The 24,833-nt window shown below is 42.8% G+C and carries 24 protein-coding genes; 22 read left to right on the top strand and 2 right to left on the bottom strand.

The annotated features are described in order from the left end of the window. Positions 1–135: 135 nt before the first annotated feature. From JMX48_RS04840 to arfB, 6 genes are all read left to right on the top strand, one after another. Entirely contained in the window at positions 136–1,968 is a 1,833-nt protein-coding gene (locus JMX48_RS04840; RefSeq protein ID WP_201534998.1) for an acyl-CoA dehydrogenase, read from the top strand. 57 nt (positions 1,969–2,025) lie between these two features. Then, on the top strand, positions 2,026–3,033 hold the full coding sequence (locus tag JMX48_RS04845; RefSeq protein WP_201535000.1) for an NADP-dependent oxidoreductase: 1,008 nt from the start codon (positions 2,026–2,028) through the stop codon (positions 3,031–3,033). Between the two features lie 3 nt (positions 3,034–3,036). Continuing rightward, complete coding sequence (locus JMX48_RS04850) at positions 3,037–3,831, top strand: SDR family NAD(P)-dependent oxidoreductase (protein ID WP_201535003.1); 795 nt, start codon at positions 3,037–3,039, stop codon at positions 3,829–3,831. A 172-nt stretch (positions 3,832–4,003) separates the two neighbouring features. After that, positions 4,004–4,768: an SDR family oxidoreductase gene (locus JMX48_RS04855; protein WP_265088762.1), complete on the top strand. Its 765-nt coding sequence runs from the start codon at positions 4,004–4,006 to the stop codon at positions 4,766–4,768. 311 nt (positions 4,769–5,079) lie between these two features. Next, positions 5,080–5,910, top strand: coding sequence for an HpcH/HpaI aldolase/citrate lyase family protein (locus JMX48_RS04860; RefSeq protein WP_227687901.1), 831 nt, complete (start codon positions 5,080–5,082; stop codon positions 5,908–5,910). A gap of 73 nt (positions 5,911–5,983) precedes the next feature. Further along, positions 5,984–6,397 (top strand): alternative ribosome rescue aminoacyl-tRNA hydrolase ArfB, encoded by a 414-nt coding sequence (gene arfB, locus JMX48_RS04865; protein WP_201535009.1) that lies wholly within the window; start codon positions 5,984–5,986, stop codon positions 6,395–6,397. 275 nt (positions 6,398–6,672) lie between these two features. On the opposite strand, the gene JMX48_RS04870 is transcribed toward arfB, so the two are convergent. Continuing rightward, positions 6,673–7,872, bottom strand: coding sequence for a sugar transporter (locus tag JMX48_RS04870; protein ID WP_201535010.1), 1,200 nt, complete (start codon positions 7,870–7,872; stop codon positions 6,673–6,675). A gap of 554 nt (positions 7,873–8,426) precedes the next feature. Here JMX48_RS04870 and JMX48_RS04875 point away from each other — a divergent pair. Further along, a complete protein-coding gene (locus JMX48_RS04875) occupies positions 8,427–9,068 on the top strand; it encodes a hypothetical protein (protein WP_201535011.1) in 642 nt (213 codons plus the stop codon). A gap of 163 nt (positions 9,069–9,231) precedes the next feature. Here the strand turns inward: JMX48_RS04875 and JMX48_RS04880 are convergent, their stop codons facing one another. Continuing rightward, a complete protein-coding gene (locus JMX48_RS04880) occupies positions 9,232–9,909 on the bottom strand; it encodes a GntR family transcriptional regulator (protein ID WP_201535012.1) in 678 nt (225 codons plus the stop codon). A gap of 232 nt (positions 9,910–10,141) precedes the next feature. Between JMX48_RS04880 and madL the strand changes: the two genes are divergently transcribed. The 15 genes from madL to JMX48_RS04955 all read left to right on the top strand — a co-directional run bounded on the left by madL (position 10,142) and on the right by JMX48_RS04955 (position 24,787). Continuing rightward, positions 10,142–10,546 carry a malonate transporter subunit MadL gene (gene madL, locus JMX48_RS04885; protein ID WP_201535013.1) on the top strand — a complete coding sequence of 135 codons (405 nt, stop codon included), beginning with the start codon at positions 10,142–10,144 and terminating at the stop codon, positions 10,544–10,546. A 74-nt stretch (positions 10,547–10,620) separates the two neighbouring features. Next, entirely contained in the window at positions 10,621–11,379 is a 759-nt protein-coding gene (gene madM / locus JMX48_RS04890; protein WP_201535015.1) for a malonate transporter subunit MadM, read from the top strand. A 21-nt stretch (positions 11,380–11,400) separates the two neighbouring features. Beyond that, a complete protein-coding gene (mdcA, locus tag JMX48_RS04895) occupies positions 11,401–13,056 on the top strand; it encodes a malonate decarboxylase subunit alpha (RefSeq protein ID WP_201535017.1) in 1,656 nt (551 codons plus the stop codon). 42 nt (positions 13,057–13,098) lie between these two features. Further along, positions 13,099–13,416, top strand: coding sequence for a malonate decarboxylase acyl carrier protein (gene mdcC / locus JMX48_RS04900; RefSeq protein ID WP_201535019.1), 318 nt, complete (start codon positions 13,099–13,101; stop codon positions 13,414–13,416). Further along, positions 13,409–14,386, top strand: a complete 978-nt coding sequence (locus JMX48_RS04905) for a biotin-independent malonate decarboxylase subunit beta (RefSeq protein WP_201535022.1) — start codon at positions 13,409–13,411, stop codon at positions 14,384–14,386. Before mdcC ends, JMX48_RS04905 begins: the two co-directional genes overlap by 8 nt. A 4-nt stretch (positions 14,387–14,390) precedes the next feature. After that, positions 14,391–15,107: a biotin-independent malonate decarboxylase subunit gamma gene (gene mdcE, locus JMX48_RS04910; RefSeq protein WP_201535025.1), complete on the top strand. Its 717-nt coding sequence runs from the start codon at positions 14,391–14,393 to the stop codon at positions 15,105–15,107. Positions 15,108–15,160: 53 nt separating this feature from the next. Beyond that, positions 15,161–15,868 carry a malonate decarboxylase holo-[acyl-carrier-protein] synthase gene (gene mdcG / locus JMX48_RS04915; protein WP_201535027.1) on the top strand — a complete coding sequence of 236 codons (708 nt, stop codon included), beginning with the start codon at positions 15,161–15,163 and terminating at the stop codon, positions 15,866–15,868. After that, complete coding sequence (gene mdcB, locus JMX48_RS04920) at positions 15,816–16,718, top strand: triphosphoribosyl-dephospho-CoA synthase MdcB (protein WP_201535029.1); 903 nt, start codon at positions 15,816–15,818, stop codon at positions 16,716–16,718. The genes mdcG and mdcB overlap by 53 nt, the downstream gene beginning before the upstream one ends. Then, positions 16,696–17,640, top strand: coding sequence for a malonate decarboxylase subunit epsilon (gene mdcH / locus JMX48_RS04925; protein WP_201535031.1), 945 nt, complete (start codon positions 16,696–16,698; stop codon positions 17,638–17,640). Before mdcB ends, mdcH begins: the two co-directional genes overlap by 23 nt. A gap of 72 nt (positions 17,641–17,712) precedes the next feature. Beyond that, a complete protein-coding gene (locus tag JMX48_RS04930; protein WP_201535033.1) occupies positions 17,713–18,519 on the top strand; it encodes a sulfite exporter TauE/SafE family protein in 807 nt (268 codons plus the stop codon). 640 nt (positions 18,520–19,159) lie between these two features. Beyond that, the gene (locus JMX48_RS04935) at positions 19,160–20,194 is read left to right on the top strand and encodes a histone deacetylase family protein (protein WP_201535035.1); all 1,035 of its coding nucleotides are present in this window, start codon (positions 19,160–19,162) and stop codon (positions 20,192–20,194) included. A 116-nt stretch (positions 20,195–20,310) separates the two neighbouring features. Further along, positions 20,311–21,738 carry a sodium:solute symporter family protein gene (locus JMX48_RS04940; protein ID WP_201535037.1) on the top strand — a complete coding sequence of 476 codons (1,428 nt, stop codon included), beginning with the start codon at positions 20,311–20,313 and terminating at the stop codon, positions 21,736–21,738. A gap of 259 nt (positions 21,739–21,997) precedes the next feature. After that, positions 21,998–23,089 (top strand): beta-carotene 15,15'-monooxygenase, encoded by a 1,092-nt coding sequence (locus JMX48_RS04945; RefSeq protein WP_201535040.1) that lies wholly within the window; start codon positions 21,998–22,000, stop codon positions 23,087–23,089. 32 nt (positions 23,090–23,121) lie between these two features. Further along, positions 23,122–24,375 (top strand): NAD(P)/FAD-dependent oxidoreductase, encoded by a 1,254-nt coding sequence (locus JMX48_RS04950; RefSeq protein ID WP_201535043.1) that lies wholly within the window; start codon positions 23,122–23,124, stop codon positions 24,373–24,375. A 73-nt stretch (positions 24,376–24,448) separates the two neighbouring features. Then, positions 24,449–24,787: a RidA family protein gene (locus JMX48_RS04955; RefSeq protein ID WP_201535046.1), complete on the top strand. Its 339-nt coding sequence runs from the start codon at positions 24,449–24,451 to the stop codon at positions 24,785–24,787. The last annotated feature ends 46 nt before the right edge of the window (positions 24,788–24,833 follow it).

Genomic DNA, 24,833 nt, shown 5'->3' on the forward strand with positions numbered 1-24,833 from the left:
GGATTTTTCTAAATTTATGTCTTATTTGACCATGATTATGTCATAAATGACAATACGGTAACGCGTTAAATTGGCTTAGTATCTATTGATAACCAATTTTATTTTGTTAACAGCAACAACACTAACGAGAATATTATGGCAGCCGATACGCTTATCAATGATTTTGAATTACCGTTTCAGTTATATGATGTACTGGGTACAGAAAAACTAACCGAACATCCCAAATTTTCAGAACACAGCCGCGAAACGTTTGATGCGGTATTGGATACAGCAAACAAGGTCGCAACTGATTTGTTTTTGCCGCACAACCATCTTGCAGACAAGAATGAGCCACAGTTCGATGGCAAAAAAGTCAGCATGATAGCCGATGTCAAGGTCGCGTTTGATGCGTTTCGTGAGTCGGGCTTCATCGCTGGTCGTTATAGCTTTGACGATGGCGGCATGCAATTACCTGAAACGGTCATGACAGCGGTGGCAGGTTATTTTATGGCGGCCAATCCTTCAACGACGGCTTATCCGTTTTTAACCACGGCGGCAATTAATGTCATCTCACATTTTGCTAGTGATGAGATTAAAAACGCCTTTATGCCGCGTATGTTAACGGGAGATTTTACGGGCACCATGGCATTAACGGAGCCGCATGCTGGCTCGTCACTGGCTGATATAAAAACCACCGCTGTCAAACAAACCGATGACAGCTATCGCGTAAAAGGTAGCAAGATTTATATCTCAGGTGGCGATCATGAGCTGTCTGACAATATTGTGCATTTGGTATTGGCTAAAGTGCCAGGTGGTCCGGGCGGCGTCAAAGGCATCTCTTTATTTGCCGTGCCCAAGTATCGTTTAAACGATGACTTATCCGTTGGCGAGCGCAATGACGTACATTTGACAGGACTCATTCATAAGCTCGGTTATAGAGGCGCTACTTCTACTGCACTGAGCTTTGGCGATAAGGGCGAATGTTACGGTTATCTTATCGGTGACGAGCATTTCGGCTTACGCTACATGTTTAAAATGATGAATGAAGCGCGTATCGCCGTTGGTTTTGGCGCAGCGATGATTGGGTATCGTGGCTATCAGTATTCGCTTGATTATGCCAAAGACAGAACGCAAGGCAGAATCGCACCCAACAATAAGCCTGAAGATGCGGCAACAGCGATTATTCAGCACGGTGATGTCAAACGTATGCTGCTGGCGCAAAAAGCCTATGCCGAAGGTGGAATTTCTTTGTGTTTATACGGCTCAAACCTCATTGATCGTATCAATACTTGTGAAGATGCAACGCTAAAGGCTGAGTTGTCAGAATTGTTGGATCTGCTCACGCCTGTGTTAAAAGCATGGCCGTCTGAATATGGTCCAAAAGCCAATGATTTGGGTATCCAAGTATTGGGCGGTGCAGGTTATACCCGTGAGTATCAAGCCGAGCAATTTTGGCGCGACAATCGTCTAAATCCTATCCATGAGGGCACAAATGGCGTGCAAGCTTTGGATTTGTCATTTCGTAAGTTATGGCAAAACAAAGGGCTTGGCATTCAAATTCTAAAACGTGAAATGACGCAAGATTTAGAAAGCGCAGTCACTCTAAAAACCACACCAGAGACCGCCAAACTTGCGGGTAAATTGATGCCTTATATGGGTCATTTACATGAAGTGCTGGTTCATTTGAGCAAAATTTTGCAGACAGAAAAAGCGCTAACACTGACTGGTAACGCGCAAGCATTGATGAATGTTTTTGCCTCAATCGTCGTCAGCTGGATTTGGATTCGCCAAGCCAGCAAAGCGGAGCAATTGCTAAGCGAAATTAACGATAGCGGCACGCAAGATGCTGAAAAACAAAATTTCTATCGTGGCAAAATACAAGCGGCAAAATACTTTATCGATTGGGAGTTGCCATTAATCAATCGTGATATTGAGCTGTTAAAGAATGACAATGCGGTATGTACTGATATGCAAGCAGAGTGGTTTTAAGTGAATTTTTAATCATGTTTAGTATTAACAATAAATACAAATTTAAAGGAATAAAAAATGACAACAATGAATAAACAGTGGCGTTTAAAACAAAGACCCGTTGGCGAGCCAAGCGCTGAGACTTGGGATTATACCGAGTCAGAATTGCCGACTATTTCAGACGGTGAGTTACTGATAAAAATCGAATATATCTCGATGGATCCGGCGATGCGTGGTTGGCTAAACGATGCCAAATCTTACATCGCACCAGTAAAAATTGGCGATGTCATGCGTGCGGGTACTGTGGGTGAAGTGATTGAAAGCAAGCATGAGACGTTTGCAGTCGGTGACTATGTGGCGGGTCACAATGGCGTACAATCATATGCGGTCAGTGATGGTACTGGATTATATAAAGTCGATCCAAATCTTGCACCGTTGTCTTATTATTTAGGTGTACTCGGTATGCCGGGGATGACGGGCTACTTTGGTTTATTAAAAACGGGCGAGCCGAAAGCTGGTGAGACGGTCGTCGTTTCTGGTGCGGCTGGTGCAGTGGGCGGCTTGGTTGGACAAATTGCCAAAATCAAAGGCTGCCGCGTCGTTGGCATCGCGGGCGGTAGCGAAAAATGTAAATTCTTAGTCGATGAATTGGGCTTTGATGCGGCAATCGACTACAAGAATGAGAATGTAAAAAAAGCGTTAAAAGAAACCTGTCCAAAAGGCGTCGATGTGTATTTTGACAACGTTGGTGGCGATATTTTAAATGACGTATTGACGCAAATTAATCTGCATGCACGTATCGTGATTTGCGGCGCCATTAGCCAATACAACACCACGACAGAGGTGAAAGGTCCATCGAACTATTTGTCATTATTGGTCAATCGGGCGCGTATGGAAGGCATTGTGGTTTTTGACAATATTAAAGAATACCCGACGGCAATGAAAGATATTGCTGGTTGGATTGAGTCAGGTGATATGACAGTAAAGGATCACATCGTTGAAGGTATCGAGACGTTTCCTGATACGTTGATGATGTTGTTTAAAGGTGAAAACTTCGGAAAACTGGTACTTAAGGTAGAGGGATAAATCATGACACTGAATACAAATGGAATTGCATCAGGTGTGGCGAGCAATGTGGCTGGCAAACGGATATTAATCACAGGTGGTGCGTCTGGTATCGGAGCCGCCAGCGCACTGCTGCTAGCAAGTCGCGGTGCCAAAGTGGTGATTGGTGACTTGGCAGAGGAGATGGGAGCAGCCGTTGCCAAACAAGCACAAGATGCTGGCAATAGTATTATCTTTAAAAAAGTGGATGTCACGAGCGGCGATGAAGTACGCACGTTATTTGCTTTTGCGATGGAGACGCTTGGTGGTCTCGACGTCGTGGTAAATAATGCAGGTATCGACCATCAGCCTGCGCCCATGCATGAGCTAAGTGATGAGGATTTTGATCGCAATATCGCTGTCAATTTGAAAGGAGTGTGGCATTGTATGCGCGCTGCCGTCGCTTGTATGGCACCCAATGGTGGCGGTCATGTAATTAACGTGGCATCTATTGCAGGCTTGCGTTCAGCGCCTATGCTATCGGCTTATAGTGCTGCTAAACATGGCGTGATGGGTCTAACCAAGTCGGCTGCCCATGAATATGCACGTGTCAATATTCGTTTCAATGCGGTATGTCCAAGCTTTATCGATACGCCAATGGTACGCAATACCATGGCAAATATGAGTGAGCGCGCACAGGAGGCTACTATAAAAGCCAGCCCACTGCGCCGTTTGGGCAAAGTTGATGAAGTGTCTGGCGCAATTGCGTGGCTGGCCAGTGACGAGAGCACCTTTATGAATGGTCATGCTTTTACCCTTGATGGTGGAATGTTGGCTTGATAGTCAAATAACTGCTGAATTATTACGGTGTTAGCCTCGCGCGATGTACTATGCGTACTATCTGCGCTCAGCTGCCTTGTAATAGATTTGCAGTTTTTTGACTATAACTTATTATATATTGACGATAAAAATCTTAAAATTGAAGCGTTAATTTAAAAAAGCATAAGGAGTTATGATGAAAGATTTATTTGATTTAACAGGCAAAATCGCGTTGGTGACAGGAGCTAGTCGCGGTATTGGTGAGTCTATCGCCCGTCTATTGGCTTCAAGAGGCGCGCACGTTATTGTCTCTAGCCGTAAGATTGACGCTTGCCAAGCGGTTGCCGATAGCATCATCGCTGATGGTCATAAAGCCAGCGCCTTTGCTTGCCATGTAGGCGAGATGGCACAGATTGATGCGATTTTTGAGCACATCAAGAGCGAATTTGGTCAGATCGATATTTTAGTCAATAATGCCGCCGCAAACCCTTATTATGGGCATATATTAGACACAGATTTGGCTGCTTTTGATAAGACCGTTGAAGTCAATATTCGCGGTTATTTCTTTATGTCGACGGCAGCTGGCAAAATGATGCGCGAGCAGGGCGGCGGGGTGATTTTGAACACAGCATCTGTTAACGGTTTGGTGGCGGGTGACAAGCAAGGCATTTACTCAATCACCAAAGCGGCGGTTATCAGTATGACCAAAGCCTTTGCTAAAGAGTGTGGCCCATTAAATATTCGCGTCAATGCGTTATTACCAGGTTTAACCGACACGAAATTTGCCTCTGCTTTGACGACCAATGATAAAGTCTTAAAAATGGCATTACATGCTATTCCACTAGGACGCGTGGCTGATCCTGATGAGATGGCTGGCACGGTATTGTATCTTGTATCGGACGCTTCGAGTTATACCACAGGCGCAACGGTAGTGGTTGATGGCGGCATGCTTGCCTAGTTAATATCTCGTCTATAAAAAATAGAGTCATCTCTAGGGCGTGTCTTCATTTCAAAAATGGTCATAAAAATGAGATAAATTGCCGTCAAACGAGGAAAATAGCGCAAATAATATCGGGATATTAATGAGCTGTTTGACGATGTTTGGCAAAATTTAGCCATTTTTAGCTCATTTAGATAGTATCGTTTGAATTGAAGACACGCCTTAGAACCGTATGCTTATAAATGGCATGCGGTTTTTTATTTAGCTATAGTATGTATTCATATTTGAGGGCAGATCTAAACATGCAAGTATCCCATGATAGAGATTTTATGAATAATACAACATGGCTTTTTGTCCCAGCAACTCGGATCGACCGAGTAGACAAAGCCTTTGCCAGTGGTGCAGCGGCGGTGATTATTGATTTGGAAGACGCCGTTGCTCAAGAGGATAAAGCACAAGCGCGAGAGGCGTTAAAAAAACACTATGATCGTCAGTGTACTAATCAAAATGAGAAGCAAATTTATCAGCCGATTTGGGTACGTATCAATCAAACAGGGACTGAGGCATTTTTCGAAGACATCGCACTATGTCAGCAGATGCCCAAGCTCGCTGGCGTGCTACTGGCCAAAACAGAACGAGCAGCAGATATTGAACGTGTGCATCAGCGTACTGGCCTGCCTGTCATTGCGTTAATAGAAACCGCATTTGGTCTATACCAAATGGACAGCATGGCAAAAGCCACTGGTCTTGCCGCATTCAGCTATGGTTTTTTAGACCTGTGCAATGATCTACGAGTGCAAGTAGGAACACCATCGGCGGAGATAGTCGCTAATCAGATTCGCTATCAGTTAATTTTAACGTCGAAAATTCACCAGCTAGCAGCGCCTATCGACACCATTTATCCTGATTTTAATGATGAAAAAGGTTTACGTACCCGCGTACAGTTGTGGTCACAAATGGGAATGTCAGGGATGCTATGTATCCATCCCAAGCAAGTCACCATCGTTCAGCAATCCTTGCAACCGACCGAAAAAGAATTATCATTTGCTCAGCGTGTGATAGAAGAGTATGAGCGAAGTGGTCAGGCGGTGTTTAAAATAGAAGGCCAAATGGTCGATGCCCCAGTGATTGAGCGCTCTCGACAATTATTGAAGCCGTGATTGGCAAAGTAGCAGGTAAGCAGATAATGGTTTATCATCCATCATACTTATTAATAATTTATAAAAGCACTTTATGATTTTTATCAGTAATACCATCAGCCTTAACGATAGCGACGTCGAGATTAGCGCCATACGCGCACAAGGCGCAGGCGGGCAAAACGTCAATAAAGTCTCCTCTGCGATTCATTTACGTTTTGATATCCATGCTTCTAGTCTGAGCGATGTAAATAAACGGCGTTTATTGGACAGTAAAGACAGTAGAATTACCAAAGAAGGCGTGCTCATTATTAAAGCGCAGCAATTTCGTACGCAAGAGCGCAACAAAATCGATGCGTTTGAGCGCTTGCAAAGCTTTATTACCAAAGCCACTTACGTCAATAAAACTCGTAAGCCGACCAAACCAAGTAGAAATGCCAAACGCAAACGCGTCGATCAAAAAACCCAGCGCGGTAAGACCAAAGTACTACGTGGCAAGGTAGATTATTAAATAGCCTATTGTTAAGTTTACTCTGTTTAAATAAACCAAAAAGCAAAATGCCAGCCCATCTAAGTGGCTGGCATTTTGCTTTATATAATATTGATTGGCTTTAGCTAAGACGTGTGTTCAATTCAAACGATACTATCTAAATGAGCTAAAAATGGCTAAATTTTGCCAAACATCGTCAAATAGCTAATTAATATCCCGATATTATTTGCGCTATTTTCCTTGTTTGACGGCAATTTATCCCATTTTTATGATCATTTTTGAAATGAAGACACGCCCTAGCCAAGTCTTTTGCTCAGCTCAGGAAAGCGTTTTATCATAAACAGCATCAGTAGCAGCGCGACACTAGCGATAGCCGCCCCAACATAACCCACGCTCGATATAGAGATATGCGTCACAGCATAACCGCCGAACAAAGCGCCAGCACCAATGCCTAAATTGATAATACCTGAGAACATCGACATCAGCATGTCTTGTGCATTGACATCCACCATGATGACTTTGGCTTGCATGGTGATAATCAGCAGCATAAGCGCAGCTCCCCACAGTAGAGCAATAAAGCTAAGCGCCCATATCGAGGTCACAGCAATCAATAGCACGAGCATCGACCCGAGCATCAGTATCGTCGACATTAGCATCAGCTTAGTATTGAGGCGATCACCCCAACGACTAAAAATCACACTGCCTGCAATGCCTGCGATACCAAACAAGAGCAGCACGAAAGTGGCTGAGTTTTCACTGATTGAGCCGACCTGACGCATGAAAGGCTCGATATAAGAGTACGCAGTATAATGCGCCGTAAAAACTAGCAAGATGAGCAAATACAGGCAAACCAATAATGGGTTTTTGAGTAGCTCTGGGATTTTTTTAAAAGACCCCTCAAACATACTAGGCAGAGTAGGCAACAGTCTCGCTTGCAGAATAAAGACGATGAGAGCGATGACGCCAATACCGCCAAAGGTTGCTCGCCAGCCAAACCATTGACCAATCACACGCCCTAATGGCACGCCCAGTACCATCGCCAATGACGTACCCGTCGCCAGCACACTAAGCGCCATCGCTTTTTTCCCTTCTGGTGCCACGCGTATGGCAATCGCTGCCGTAATTGACCAAAATATCGCATGAGATAAAGCAATTCCAACGCGGCTGATCAGGAGTACATCAAAGCTCCATGCAAACACGGATAATACGTGGCTCGCAATAAACACTACAAATAAGCCCAAAAGCAAACGTTTGCGCTCAAATCGACTGGTCAATAGCATCAATGGCAACGACATCGCCGCGACAATCCACGCATAAAGCGTCAACATCCAGCCCGTCTCTGCCGTGGTGATAGAAAAATCTTGGGCAATATCGCTTAACAATGCCACAGGGACGAATTCTGTCGTATTCATAATGAATGCGCTAACGCCCATCAAAAATACTTGAAAATACTGAGTTCGGCGAGCGTCTGAGCTCACCTCAAGATTGTGTTTCATAAAATCCAATACAAAAAAAGAAGAGGCTAATACAACAAAATTAGCTTAAAAGTGGGGTAAGAGATATCAGGAGATATAAGAATGAAGGGCAAGATACCAAGTCAAGGGTATAAATTAAAGTAGTTTTTTGATACCAAGCGTAGGTATTTCAGAAAGAGTTAAGATGATAGCCAGTGAAAAGTAATATTGATACCAGCAGTGCTGATGTATCGATTTAACTTTCCGATCACTATACATGCTAAGAACAAAACTATGCTAATAACAAACCATCACATTTTTTAAAAAAGAGCATCAGTAACAGTATTTATTTTTTATCGTCTGATGTGCTATCATCATTGAGTAACCTATCGTGGGTTTAACAGTTTTGTATCGCCATCCGTTATTATAATCTAACGGCGGCGACAAACCTTGCAACTTCCAGCACGATATAAAAAAATTCTGGTAAAGCGCGTGAGCCTGTACTCCGACACCTCATTTGTGCCAATTTATTTGCCTGTTTGGGCTTATTTCATACTTTTTCGTCGGAGTTACAGGAGCCTAAGGTGTTTAATACTATGAATTACACTGTCAACCAATCCCCCTATACTCGTCGTTACCATCCACGTCATCCTCTAGCACAATATGCGATTAATCAAATAGACACGCTTGAGCTGCGTTCGCAAGATATTATCAAAGCCATGCGTTACCCTCTAAAGCATACTATGCCTGCCTGTGACCGCCTGCGTCATGTTTTGTCGAACAAACATCTTGGGCTTGATGGCAGCTATAGCGATAAATACTTCACGGCTGATGAATTTTTAATAAAACTGTTTGAGGTGCTCGAAATACCTCATGAGCCATTTGCCGAAGACATCGCTCAGATTAAATACGATTTGGCTCATTCCCCCAATCCTTTACCAAAATACAGCTTACGAGCGCATGTTGAGTTTGAGTTCAATGATGCCAATTGGATGTCTCGTGTCGAGGCGTTACGTTTGGCCAATGTACATTTGCCACATGGATTTGCTGACCTAAATGAAGCGGCGCGTGATGTGCTCGTAAAGGATAATATTTGTGAGCATTATCGGCAGTATGAAGGCCATTTGCCTTATGAGGGAATAATCAAAGGCTATCGTCTGATTACTGAGCAGAATAATAAAGTGGTCGATAGAGTAGAGTATGGATTGCCAAAATCTAGTAGCGTGTCAAGTCTTTGATGATGTGACTGCTTTATTTATTGATAAACTCTCAAATACCGCAAAGCCTCATTTTATGATGAGGCTTTTTTTATTCAAGCATTTAAAGTTGAGTAAGTTGGCAGTGCTGTCTGACGAATAATATCCATTAATTCAAGGCAAAGGCCAGCGCTTATCCGAATTATTAATTTTTCGCACTGTCATTAATATTCATGGTCGCAATTAGATCTGTAAACTTATGCCCTTGAACGGAGACGTGCGCTTTTAATCTGTTTTCAGCCAAATCCTCATCATGATTGATGATCGCATCCAAGATGTCTTGATGTTCTTTAAAAGAATGTCCCATTCGATTGCTGACCCGCAGTTGCAAGCGCCTATAGGGATGCAATCGATTGTGCAAATTGCTGGCTTGTTCTATCAAAAAACCGTTATGGCTCAGCTGATATAGAAAAAAATGAAACTTTCTATTGGCTTCATAATAATCTTCTGAATTGTCCTCTAGCAGATACGCCTCACAACGATTGTGCAACGCTAAAAGCTCTGCTTTTTCTGTCTCATTGATTCTTCTAGCCGCCAATCTGCCGCACATTCCCTCGAGCTGTGCCATGACCTCAAACATCTCACATAGCGTGACTATATCTAAAGTAGGAACGATTGCGCCTCTACGTGGACGGATTTCTACTAAGCCTTCAGACGACAAAAGCTTCAATGCCTCGCGAATGGGGGTTCTTGACACACCATATCTTTCACAAAGTTCAGCTTCGTTCAGCTTCGTTCCAGGCGGGAAATGCCCATATATAATATCGTCTTCTATTTTTTTGCTGATTTGCAAAAACAGCGGTAAATCACCAATTAAACTCATAACTTGCCTTTTTGTATACAAAATATATCGATAATAAATACAATTTCATTGCGCTTTCTAATAAATTGTTTTAGATTATATCAAATAACTGGGTTACAACGTCGCTCTAAAAGACAGGATTTCTATCAAGGCGATGTGGTACTAGGGGATTAAAAAAGATAAGTTTATGCCGATTTCCTTCGCTAATTAATCGGTATTAAAAGGAATTTAACCATAATCAAGGACGGTTATCATGATCATATATGGCACTGCTTTATTAGCAGTTAGTTATCTACTCGGCGTTTTTCTCGGTGGGCTATTAGGGAAGTTATTAGGCGTTGACGCCAATATCGGTGGTGTCGCTATCGCTATGATTTTACTCATTGTTGGTAAAGAGATGCTTGCCAAAAGAGGCTACCTTCCTAAGGCGACTCAATTTGGTGTTCTATATTGGGCAGGCATGTATATTCCTATCGTTGTTGCTATGGCAGCAGGACAAAACGTGGTCGCTGCATTATCTGGTGGAATGGTAGCAGCAATTGTCTCTGTTATTGCGCTTACTGCAACTGTCTTTGTCGTACGTTTACTCAATAATGTTGGCAATGATTACGACACCTTTACTTGGGATGAGACTGAAGAACCTCGTGAACAATTATGAGTGTTTCATCAGTATTATTATCATGTCATAAGAGAACGGAAACCACTAATTTAACAGCGCAATGGAGTAATTAAATGGACTTAATTATACAAACCCTCACTAAAAATGCCTTTGTCACTGCCCTTGCAGTCACAGGCCTTGTGATGCTCTTTTCTCAAATACTATCCAAGTATCTAACCAAAAACAAACTACAGTCGTCTGCAATTGCTATCACCCTTGGTTTGATTGCTGCTTATTTTGCAGGCCTATACACTGGCGGTGAAAAAGGTATTTCCGATATAGAGCTTTTCTCTGGATTTGCGCTGCTAGGTGGCGCCATGATTCGAGATCTTGCTATTGCATCCACGGCTTTTGAGGTAGATGTAAAAGAGATAAAACGTGCTGGGAAAATTGGTATTGTGGCCTTGATATTAGGTTGCGTTATACCCTTTGTGGTAGGGGCTGGTGTCGCATGGTCATTAGGGTATAAAGACGCTGTCTCTATGACCACCATTGGTGCAGGAGCGATGACTTATATCGTGGGACCTATTACAGGAACGGCAATTGGAGCAAGCTCTGATGTGATTGCTTTATCTATCGCCATTGGTTTGATCAAGGCGGTATTTTTTATGATTGCAACGCCTCTGCTTGCTCGATTTATGTATCTTAGAAGCCCTCGCTCAGCCATGATTTTTGGTGGTTTAGTAGGAACGACTAGTGGAGTAGCCGCTGGACTGGCAGGTACTGATGTCAGACTGGTTCCCTATGGTGCTTTGGTCGCTACTTTTTACACAGGGCTAGGTGCTTTACTAGGACCATCTATATTTTTCTTAACATTAAACGCACTATTTTAATAAGTCAATAAAGGAAGTCTTATGAAAGCGAATAGTAATGAAAAAACATGGGATCTACAAAAACAAAAACGGCTGAAAAAACTCACTGCCGCAAAAGATAAAGGATTAGAGAAATTAGTTCCTAATGACAGAGCGGTTGAATTGCTTGAAACGGTGATTGCTTGCGCAGATAAAGTTTGTATAGAAGGTAATAATCAAAAGCAGGCTGATTTTTTGTCTGAAAGTCTTTCTGAATGCGATCCTGAGGTGTTGAATGAGTTGCATATTCTGCAATCGGTATTGGCATTACCCAGTCATATCGATATCTTTGAAAAAGGCATTGCTAGTAAAGTCGATTTCTCTTTTGCAGGGCCACAAGCATTAAGATTGGCAAAATTGGTGCAAAATCAGCAAATTAAGATCGGCTCGATTCATACTTATTTAGAGTTGTATGGCAGATATTTCATCGACTTGATACCCAATGTCTGTCTAATTACCGCACATTCTGCCGATGCAGATGGCAATTTATATACGGGTCCAAACACCGAAGATACGCCAGCGATTGTAGAGGCGACGGCATTTAAAAGCGGTATTGTGATCGCGCAAGTGAACGAGTTAGTAGATAGCGTCCCTCGCGTTGATATTCCAGCAGATTGGGTGGACTTTGTGATTGTCGCGCCAAAGCCCAATTATATCGAGCCACTATTTACGCGTGATCCCGCCCAGATTACTGATGTGCAGATACTTATGGCGATGATGGTTATCAAAGGTATCTATGCGCCTTATCAGATCAAGCGTCTCAATCATGGCATTGGGTTTAATACAGCTGCAATCGAGCTGTTACTACCAACCTATGGCGAAGAATTAAATCTCAAAGGTAAAATATGTACCAACTGGGCACTCAATCCGCATCCGACGATGATTCCTGCTATCGAAAGTGGTTTTGTCGAAAGTATCCATAGTTTTGGCTCAGAAGTGGGCATGGATGACTATATTGAAGGTCGCCCTGATATATTCTTTACGGGCAGTGATGGCAATATGCGCTCCAATCGGGCATTTAGTCAAACGGCAGGATTGTACGCTTGTGATTTGTTTATTGGTTCAACCTTACAAATTGATTTGCAAGGCAACAGCTCAACCGCGACAGTCGACCGCATCGCAGGATTTGGTGGCGCGCCCAATATGGGTTCAGACCCTCATGGACGCCGACATTCTAGTTACGGCTATCTAAAAGCAGGTCAGGAAGCGACTGATGGACGCGTGATTAAAGGTCGTAAATTAGTGGTACAGCTGGTAGAAACCTTTCGCGAAAACATGAATCCTGTCTTTGTTGAAGAGCTTGATGCGTGGCAGCTACAAGAAAAAATGGGCAGCGATTTCCCGCCTATCATGATATTTGGTGATGATGTGACGCATATTGTGACCGAAGAAGGTATCGCCAATTTATTGTTATGCCGTACGCCAGAAGATCGAGAGCAAGCGATTCGCGGGGTCGCAGGTTATACCGCTATTGGCATGGCGCGAGATCATGAAAAGGTCAAGGAGTTACGCCAGCGCGGCATTATTCAGCGTCCAGAAGACCTTGGTATCGACATCTCAAAAGCGAATAGAGACTTATTGGCGGCAAAGTCTGTCAAAGATTTGGTCAGATGGTCGAACGGCACTTATGCACCGCCAAGTCGTTTCAGAAATTGGTAATAAGGTCTTAAAAAGGCTAACAACATTGCTAAGGATATAACCATGAACATACTTAATTTTGAATTACCTTCGCAGCCATTCGATGTGACGATGAAAGAAGTCATTTGTGGCGTGGTCGGCTCGGGCAATCTAGAGATACTCGTGTCCTCTTTAGAAGATAGCGCGCATAGTAAATTTATTATCAATACCTCCGTCACGGGCTTTGACCATATTTGGAAAGCAGTGATACAAGAATTTGTGGATCGTTATGCCGTGGGCGGCTTGCAGTTCGACATTAATGATATGGGTGCGACCCCTGCCGTTGTGAGTTTGCGCCTAAGCCAAGCGATTAATATTTTGGAGGGGGAGACACATGAGTAATTTAAACAAAGAGCATTTAAACGATAAGAACTTAAGCGAAGGGCACTCAAACGACAATTATGTAAACGAAAATCACGCCAACAAAGCGCATTCGCACATTCAAAATAGTTTCTATGAAAAGACCGCTCGTAACCGCATTACTGGCATCGTAGATAAAGACAGCTTTGTAGAAATCCTTAAACCCGGAAGCGTTCCGACCAGTCCCAATCTTGCCTCACTAGACATTACTGGCAGTTTTGATGATGGCGTGATTATTGGACAAGCCAAAATCAAAGGTGATGGTGTTTATATCATTGCCCAAGAAGGACGATTTATGGGCGGCGCTGTGGGAGAAATGCATGGCGCAAAAATCGTTGGCATGTTGCTCAAAGCACTCGAAGAAAAGCCAAAAGCCATTGTATTTTTGGTGGATTCAGGTGGCGTGCGTTTGCATGAAGCCAATGCAGGTTTGATCACCATTTCTGAAATCATGCGAGCGATGCTCAAAGTTCGTAATGCTGGTATACCTATTGTTACGGTCATCGGCGGTAGCAATGGCGCATTTGGTGGTATGGGTATTTGCTCTTGTTTAAGCACGCATATTATCATGACAGAAGAGGGTCGTTTGGCGCTTTCAGGGCCAGAGGTAATTGAAACCCTCAAAGGCGTGGAAGAGTTTGATTCAAAAGACCGTGCATTGGTATGGCGAGTGACGGGCGGTAAGACACGCTATCTGCTCGGTCATGTGCAAGTGTTGGTCGAAGACGATGTTGACGAGATTACTCAGGCAGTCGCAGATGGCATTCAGCTATCTGTCGCCAATGTGGATCTGGTCTATTTGCAGCAGCAACAAGCTGGCTTGCAGCAGCAATATGATCAATGGTTTGGTGAAAAAGACAGCATTGCCATTTGGGATGCTATGAACATAAAAGATCCTGAATCTATTTCTATGCTGAGCGCCCAACAGGTTAGAGCCATCAAACAAGGATAATATCATGCAAACACAAACTATTTTAGCTGAGTTATTTCCCAATGAACTTGAGTATGAGATTGATAATTGGGTGATACGAGGCAGCGCAAAAACCAAAGTAGGCAAAGTTGAAATTATAGGCACGGTTGACTCCGCTGCCATCAATCATGCCATTGCGATGACGCTTGCCGATGAAGTATTAAAAGTCATCGCTGAAGGTAAAAAAACGCCGATTGTATTTATTGTCGATACCCAAGGACAAGACTCGTCTCGCGCTGATGAGTTGCTTTGTTTAAACAGAACCTTTGCTCATCTGGCCGCTTGTGTCGATTTGCTAAGACGTAGCGGGCATCCCAACTTAGCCATTATCTTGGGAGAAGCGGTGAGTGGCGGATTCTTATCTTACGGTCTGATGGCCAACGAAATATTTGCGCTGCAATCTAGTCAAGTTAAAGTTATGGATCTAAAAGCCATGTCGAGGGTCACCAAGATACCGCTGGAAAAGCTTCAGTCTTTATCGCAGACGTCAGCCATCTTTGCTCCTGGTGTCGAAAACTTCTATAAAATGGGCGCGGTCGATGAAATTTGGGTCGATCTTGATGAGCATTTGGTCGAAAATGCCATTGAGGCTCAGCAAGCCCATCTTGAGGATTTTTTGACAGACAATCGTCGTGATGTCGCCAAACAAAGAGACGGTCGTTTGCTATGCAATGAGATTGTAGATGCCGTTTTGAGTGCGTAATATATCTATATGACTTTTCACTGATTATAGATATAGACAGATAGGTGGTTTGCATGCATCGTCATGACTTGGTCTACTTACAATCAAAAGAGGCATTCACGCTATTGAATGCTTCTGTGCCCTTATCTGTCGTTCAAGCGATTGATGACATCATTGATGCCAAGCAGCCTTTCACCATATGTCGTCAAACTCCTCATCAGCCATTTAAAGTGGCGACCAGTCATATAGAAAACCACTGCAAATATCGGCTGGCCCTCGAGTTATCTGCGTCGCCTACCGTCACCACTTTGCCTTTAGCGCTTGAAAAACTGATACCCAGTTTACCCAATGATATTCAAAAACAGACGCAGCATTTTGTCACGCAATGTCGCGATTTAATGGCTGATGTCTATGCTTACGGCTCTTTCGCCAATCAGTATTTTAGCCACTTGACTTTTGTGACGCCCACCTCAGACTTAGATGTTTTAATCGTAGTTAATGATATGGATAAGCTGGCAGAAATATTGATAGTGATTGATGCCTTTAAGCAAATGGCCCAGTCTACGATCGATTTAAGGATTGATGGAGAGGTCAGATTAAATGGACATGACGATGTGTCGTTTAATGAGCTGATTCACGCCTTAACATCTGAGATATCGACTGTGGTTGTTAAAACGATTTATGAGGTTGAGCTGCAAACAATGGACGTATTACTAGGATGGAAACCCTATGAGTGTGAATGTTTTATTAGCGCCCGCAAGCGAAGTCTTATCCAACGATAATTTATCGGCCAAGCCCGCCATTTGGCAGCAAATCGATGATTTTGCGCTCGACGCGTTGTATGAAGAAATTAATCTTGAAAACAAACCGGGACTGGTTTGTCCTTCAGGTAATGGTAGTCATTCAGATATGAACTACGATACGTTTATCGCTAGCATCCATTCTCTGCGAGGATATTTTGCGACGCTAAGCGAATTTGGCTATAACAATAGTGCTTTCGACGATATAAAAAATGCCGGTATTTGCCAAGAAACAAAGATGCGCCAAGCCACTCATAATATCAATACACATAAAGGGGCGATATTTAATTTAGGGTTCGCCAGTGCGGCAATAGGCAGATGTATCCAAGAGAACCAGTCATTAACCACCCAAAATATCTGTGCGCAAATCGTCAAAAGCTGGCAGTATGATTTAACGCATCGCCTTGAGCGCAAAGCGGGCAGTCATGGACAGCAAATGTATAAAAAATATGGCGTAACGGGCGCGATTGAAATGGTGGCCACTGGTTTTCAAATCATTCAAAACCTAGCGCTGCCTTGTTTTTATGATATTCTTTATCGTACTCAAGATTTTGAAAAAGCGGCGATGCAAACCTTGATGACGTTGATTGCTAGCTTATCAGATACCAATCTGGTGTGGCGCGGCGGCATGACTGATTTAACCTATGCCCAAACGATGGCAACACAGTTTTTGCAGGCAGATGGTGTCCATCAGCCCCATTGGCGTCAAGCGGTAGAGACGGTCAATCACTATTTTATTCAACGTAATCTTAGCCCAGGTGGTAGTGCGGATTTATTGGCAGTTACGATTTTCTTTTATAAGGTTGAAAATGAATTTAATCATCCTATTTAGCGGCCAAGGTTTACAAAGCGAGCGACATATAGAAGAGGTGCTAAATGTCACCAGCGACCATGAGCAGTCACTGTTAAAAACGGTGATGCCAAAACTGTTTGCAAGCTATTTTGATAAAGTTTCAGATAATCATGCTGACACTAGTTTTGCTAGCGCAGCATTATTCAATAATAAAATCGCGCAACCCTTTATTTATACGCTGCAATATTATCGCTGGCAACATCTTCGCCAGTTCATTGAAAAACCAAGCGCTTTTGCGGGCTACTCTTTGGGTGAGATTAATGCCTTTTGCTGTAGCGCTCAATTGGATTTTGAGGCGGGATTGACGCTCATTAATCAAAGAGCCACATTCATGGAAGAGGAAGTCTCAGAATCTAGTGGATTGCTTGCGATACAAGGTCTGCATAATAGTGAGCTTAGCAATCTTCTCCTAGAAACAGACACGCATTTATCCATTAAAATTAATGAAGATCAATTTATTATCGGTGGGCATACGGACAATCTGAATCAGGCTGATACGTTGGCAAAAGCATTGGGCGCACGAAACACCCAATTGTTAAAAGTGTCCGTTCCCTCGCATACCAAACTGATGCAAAGCGCTGCCGAGAAGTTTCGTGAGTATACGGATTCAATGGTTTCATCGAGAATGCAGATTCCTATTATCAGTGCAACCGACGGTATAAAATACTACAATGCCACTCAAGGCCTACAAATTCTATCGAGTCAAATTGATCATGCCCTCGATTGGTATGCTTGTATGGAAAATATCAAAGAATATCAGCCCAGCATGATTATTGAGATAGGGCCGGGCAATGCCTTATCTAAAATGATCAATAATGTGATGCCGCACATACCTTGCCGAAGTTGGGATGACTTTCGTCATGCTGATGGCTTAATAGAGTGGATATCGAAGCATAAATAAAGCGAGCATAATAAAAGACAGGCACGATAAAATATAAGTAAATAAAAGATACGCAAATAAAAGGCAGGTTCGATGTTGTTATACGTGTGGTTCGTTATTGCAGGAGCATTTGCGGGCGTTTGTGCTGGCTTGTTCGGTGTGGGCGGCGGTATGGTGATTGTACCCGTTTTGGTATGGATTTTTACCGCGTACCATTTCTCACCTGAAGTGGTTACTCATATGGCTGTCGGTACGTCTCTTGCCACCATCGTTGTGACCTCAATCAGCTCTCTCACTGCTCATAATAAGCGTGGCGGTGTGCGCTGGGATATCTGGCGTAATATGGCATTAGGCTTGGTGATTGGTAGCCTCGTAGGTGCTGGTGTTGCGGATATGATTGATGGTGACGCTTTGCAAGCCATCATTGGCGTTGGAGCACTATTAATCGCCTTAAAAATGCTGTTCTTTTCTAACAAAGAGCAAGCGAGCAAACCGTTACCACGCATTGGTGTTCAGTTTGGCGCTGGTACTAGCATAGGATTGGCTTCGTCTATATTTGGTATTGGCGGTGGTAGCTTAACGGTACCGTTTTTGAATTGGGCAGGACTGTCAATGAAGCAGTCAGTCGGTACTGCCGCCGCTTGTGGTTTGCCGATTGCTTTAGCGGGTGCAGCAGGGTTTGCGTGGTTTGGCAAAAACGTGACCAATTTGCCCGATGGCACGATAGGTTTCGTTCATATCACAGGTTTTTTATGTATTTCTGTCGCTAGTTTCATCACCGCAAAGATTGGCGCTAAGCTTGCGCACCAACTGCCTGCATTAATGCTCAAACGTGCTTTTGGCATACTGCTAATATTTGCTGGTGGTCAATTATTATTAAGTGGTTTAGGCGTTTTTTAAGCTTTTTTTGACACAATCTGACTACCCACACAGCCCTTGCATTTATCCGAATGCACGGACTTTATAGTGTTCATCTTTAACACTTATTAACGCTGTATCGAACCATCCTATCTTAATAGGCGCCACTACCATACTGGCTGCCGATATCTGAATTAACCATAAATTTCTAGCTAGCTTGTACTCTTAAGCGCCATATCACCTGTCTTATGAGCCAACGCAGCTGTCAGACGATCCCTTTTACCTTTCTTATTCCGCTTATCTTCCTTGATTATAGCGTTCTCATCTGTGCTTTCTCAGATTCTAATTCATTTATTGTGCCTACCAATTTATGGGATTAGCGGGTCAATTGGAATGATAAATGTTGAGCTTTGTGACTCGGTAATTTTCAAGGTATTAGCTGTACTTATAAGTGCTATTATTTTATATCGTTTGACTGTGTCCATTGCGCCTAATATATTAAATGAAGACTAAAAACACCATATTTAGGCCAAAAATCATTAAATCCCTTATTTGAACCTATGTTTTTATTAATATTTTTAATATAGATGAGGGTTTTCTTTATTAATTATTTGCGTTAGATAGCGAATATTGACATTGATAAGTAAAAATGAAATGGGTCACGGACAAAGGAATGTACAACATGAAAATATATAGTCACGAAAAGCAAATGCTTCATCATCCACAAAGCTACTTTTCTCGAGGAAAAATGCGTCAACCACAGGAAAAGCCTGAGCGTTTGACGGAGCTTTTAAAAGCACCAGAAGCATTAAATTTAGAAGTGATAACTGCCAAAGATATTGGAATTGAGCCCATTTTAGCAGTCCATGATTTGGGATACGTTGATTTTTTAAAGAACGCCTACAATGAGTGGATGGCTGTCGATGAAGAAATGGGCGAGGAAGTTCAAACGACCGTTTATGTCCCTAATAATGATGGTCTAGGTATTTTGGCAAAAGCCGCTAAGTATCAAGCGGATGGTAGTGCGCCTATTGGTGAGCATTCATGGACGTCTATTTACTGGTCTGCTCAAACAGCACTTAACGCAGCCGACGCCTTATTAAACGACGAAGACCATCAAAACCCCAATCAAAATAATGTGCAAGTATGCCTAACCAGACCCGCTGGTCATCACGCGCGTAAAAGCGCTGCTGGTGGTTTTTGCTATTTAAATAATGCGGCAATCATCGCTGAGCATCTCCGTCAAAAATTCAAAAAAATCGCCATTATCGATACTGATATGCATCACGGTCAGGGTATTCAAGAAATATTCTATGACCGCAAAGATGTGTTATACACCTCTGTACATGGCAGTCCTATCAATTTTTATCCGGTGGTTGCTGGTCATGAACACGAGAGAGGTCATGGCGAAGGCGAAGGCTATAACATCAACTTTCCGATGCCGCACGGTACCGATGAAGCGGGATTCTTTCATTATGTCGATCAATCAATCGAAACCTTAAAGTTATTTAACCCCGATGTTATCGTCCATGTTTTAGGATTCGATGTATATGAAGATGACCCACAGGCCAAATGTCAGGTTAGTACCGAAGGCTTTAAAACCTTAGCACAAAAGATCAAAGCGCTGGACAAACCCGTGATTGTTTTAGTTGAAGGTGGATATTGCATCGAAAAGCTCAACGAAAATCTACAGGCTTTTTTGTCTGGACTGAATTGATTGCTGATGAAGTCACTGAGATTGTTAAAGAAGGGCTATCAAAGAAGAGCTGATGAATCAGAGAAATCTGTGAAAAGGAATTAAACAGATAGAACATAAACAATAAGGAGCTAGGTATGTACAGTCCAAGTGAAAGTTTGATTTTAGGCTCTTTAGTTGTCGTGTATTTCTTATTTTTATTTGGCGTCTCGTTTTATATTAATAAAACAAGTATCAAAACCTATGATGATTATAACGTTGCTGGAAGGTCTGTATCAATTTTCCCTCTGATTTTAACTTTTGTAGGGACGGCGGTTGGTGGTGCGACATTATTAGGTTTTATGCAAAACGGCTTTTTATATGGCATGGGCCAGCAGTGGTTAAACCTGGCAATCTTGATTTCAGGGCTACTCATGCTTGGGCTGTTTCTCACTAGAATTAGGGCGCTTGGCGAAAAGTATCAAATGGTAACGATTGCAGATTTCACTGTTTTGAGATTTGGTGAGGGCGCCAGAATTCCAACCGTGGTCAGCGTGTTAGTGGCTAATTGTGCGTTAACAGGCATGCAGTTTGGCGCCATCGCCACGGTACTTAATTTAACCATGGGTCTAAATATTATCACGGGTATCTTTATCAGTTGGGTGCTGCTGACACTAAAGACCTATTACGGTGGAATGAAGTCAGTCATTTGGCAAGATGCTTTTCATGGAACGATACAGACGGTCGGCATTTTTGTATTGTTTGTCGTGGTCATTATCGCGTCTGGTGGTTTAGAAAGAGTATCCGAACAAGCGGCACTTGCCAATCAAAGTGAATTTTTAAGTCTTCTGGGTATTTCGCCGTCTGAGGTTTTTGTTTATTTATTAACGATCGGGGCTTATCAGTTCGTTAGACAAGATTTATGGCAAAGATTTTGGGCAGCTGGAAGCGCCAAAATTGCTAAAAACGGGTATTGGATTTCGATCATTTTAACCTTCATAACTGGTGTTTTTATTATTTCAACGGGTGTTATGGGGCGTTTCGGTCTGAATCTAGGAGAAATTGATTCAAGCCTCACTTACTATACTATTATTGGAAACGTCTTTAGTTTTCCAATGGTGATCGTGATGGTTATTGCACTACTTGCAACGGTTATCTCTTCAGCCGACTCTTTTTGTATGTCTGGTGCCTCTTCAATCATAAACGATATCATTAAACCAAGACTAAAAGAGACGTCTGATCTCGATGTCCGCTTGTTAAAGTATAGCCGTCTTTCAGTAATAATAGTTTCCGTCTTTTCTCTACTATTGGCATTGTACATCCCAAAATTAGTCAGTTTATGGGTGACAGGCGCAGCGATGTTGGTGGCAAGCTTATTGGCGCCCGTTATTGCTGGATTGTTTTGGAAAAAAGCGACTCGTTTAGGTGGCGTAGTGGCCATGTGGGTCGGTTTAATTGTCGCTGTCACTTGGCAAATTCTCGGACATCCATTTGGTCTACATCCGATATTTGTGGGTTTCCCAGTCTCAATTTTAATGATTGTTTTTGTGTCATTAGCGACGAATGATGAAAGTTACAACATTTGAATGTTTGAGTCTATTCATTTGATGTCACTGACTTAGCGTTGCGCTTGAACGATTAAATGAAAAATTAAAGGAACTATTAATCCTATTCGTAGAGAGTATTGCATCGAAAAGCTCAACGAAAATCTATAGGCTTTTTTGTCTGGATTTATTCCAGATTAAAAAATAATGCTTAATGAGTCATAAATGTTTAATCGCTACCTACGCAAAGGGTTTACGAGGGTAATGATTCGATTAACTCACAACAACAAGGATGTTTAGTATGAGCGTTTCAATTATCAAAGCGATCAGTTATGCCGGTGTGTATGTCGGGGCGGTCATCGGTGCAGGCTATGCCAGTGGGCAAGAGGTGCTGCAATTCTTTGCAGGTTACGGTTTTATTGGCATGCTGGGTGCTGTGATTACGATGATCATGCTGGCATGGTACGGTACGGTATTTATGGAATTGGGTCATCAGCTTCAAACCAATAGTCACCGTGTGGTTCTCAACTATTTATGTGGTAAAAAAATAGGTTTTTTCGCCGATTATATTCTTCTATTTTTTATGTTCGGGGTGATTAGTATCATGTTCTCAGGTGGCGGTGCTGCTATCGAACAATACTGGGGTTTACCGTCTGTTGCTGGCAAGATAATTATTGCCTTAATGACACTATCGACCGTAATCTTTGGTTTTACTTCTTCTGTTAGGGCGTTGGGAATCATATCTCCCTTAATGATTTTGGCCGTGGTGGTCATCTCTGTCATTACCTTCACTAATTACTCTGATCAATTGGCAACCGTAGATGCCACTATTCAAACGCTTCAGCCTGACACAGCGACTACTTTTTGGTGGACGTCAGCAATCGTTTATGTCTCATACAATGTCATTCCTGGGGTATCTACTTTTGCATCCATCGGTAATAAAGAACCAAATCTAAAAACCGTCAGAATGGCCGGTGTCATCGGTGGTATGACATTGGGTATTTGCTTGTTATTCATTATTATGGCGCTATTATCAGACCTCGAAAACGTCATGAGTTATGAGCTACCATTTTTGGAGATAGCACGCGGTATCGGTCCAACGACAGGATTATTATTCAGCATTGTGCTCGTCGTTGCCGTGTTCACGACAGCAGTTTCTAACCTTTACGGTTTCGTTATTCGCTTCTTTGATTCTGATACAGAAACGTCAAAGTTCCGTATCCTGACCGTGGTCGTCGTGGTGCTGTCTTTACTGGCTTCACTCTTTCCATTCAGCACCTTGGTCGGCACCTTGTATCCTGCTCTCGGTATTCTCGGTATGTATGTATTGCTTTGTGCGCTGTATAAGACGTTCAAAGGTCAAATATTTATGGCTGAACGACCAAAGCTCTAACAAAAAGAACAGCGGAAATAAAGGAGTATGGTATGCGATATGAAGTGATTGTTATTGGCGCTGGCATGGTAGGGACATCTATTGCTTGGCATCTGCAAAAGCACGACTCTCAGGTTTTGTTATTGGATAAAAAGTCGCCGGGGTCAGAAACATCTTATGGTAATGCTGGATTGATTCAGCGAGAAGCCATTCATGTTCATCCTTTTCCAAGGCATCTTGCAGAATTAATTAGAGTATTACCCAATCAAAATACGGATATACGCTACCGTTGGCCTGCTGTCATCCGCTACCATCAGGCATTATTAAAGTATTGGCAGTTTTCCGCGCCATCTGCTGTTAAGCAAATAGAAAAAGAGTGGAAGACTCTGATTGAGCATTGTACGAGCGAACATCAAGAAATGATTACGGCAGCGTGTGCTGAAGATTTGATCAGACGCGATGGTTGGATTGAGATGCATCGATCTAAAGACAAGCTTGAAACTGCCATTGCAAACGCAAAAAACTCATTAGAACAAGGTATTGAGCACGAAGTCTTGACTATTGATGCCTTGAAGGTACTAGAGCCTAATGGCAATTTTGATGACTTTGTTGGTGCTATTCGGTGGTCAAATGCTTGGCAAGTATCAAACCCTGGCGCATTGGTAAAAGCCTATGCAAAAAGCTTTCAAAGCATGAATGGATCAATAGGTGAGTGTGCGGTTAAGGAAATACGAGCAGATGGTGATGGCTGGCAAGTGGTGACTGATCATGAGACTTTTTATAGTGATGATCTAGTCATTGCGGCAGGCCCTTGGTCTAACCAATTGATAAAGCCTTTGGGATATGATTTGCCTTTATTTCCGATGCGCGGCTATCATCAGCATTTTAAGACAACGCCACAAAACACCATCAATCACAGTCTGGTCGATATGGATAAAGGCTTTGTCATGGGGCCAATGCAGCAGGGTATTCGCGTCACCACTGGCGCTGAAATGACGACCATGGAGGCACCAAAAGAGTTGGGGCAACTGCATGAGGTACTACGTTTTGCGAAAGAAGTGCTACCACTTAATGACGCAGTAGAGGACGAAGTATGGTGTGGCTCACGACCATGTATGCCTGATATGAAGCCTGTGATTGGCGCTGCTGGTAATCATGATCATTTATGGTTTGCCTTTGGTCATGGTCATCAAGGCTTTACATTAGGGCCGATTACGGGGCGTATCGTCGAGGAGCTGATACATAACAAACCGCTAACGGTTGCTGTAGAACCTTTTAGTGCGCAGCGGTTTTCTAACGCTCAATAAAAATATTTTAACGAGTTACTCTTAAATTTCATTATTTTTAATACCATTTTAAAAACCACAAGGATAAATCAACATGAAAAAACTTCATAGTAACCAGCGTATGAGCCAAATCGTCATTCACAATCAAACTATTTATTTATCAGGTCAAGTGGGCGGCATTGACGAAGATGTAGCTGCTCAAACATTGACATGTTTGGATAAAGTCGAAAAGCTGTTAGAAGAAGTGGGCAGTAATAAATCTAAAATTCTATCAGCCACCGTTTGGCTAAAAGGTATGGATGACTTTGCGGCTATGAATACGGTATGGGATCAGTGGTTTGATGATACCCAGCCACCTGCTCGCGCCTGCGGTGAGTCGGTATTGGCGCATCCTGACCTGCTGGTAGAAGTGACCGTCATTGCTGCTGAATAAAGTCGCTGCTGATTAATAGATTGATGTGCTGATAAAGAAGCATAAC

The organism is Psychrobacter immobilis (assembly GCF_904846225.1).
GTDB lineage: Bacteria > Pseudomonadota > Gammaproteobacteria > Pseudomonadales > Moraxellaceae > Psychrobacter > Psychrobacter immobilis_F.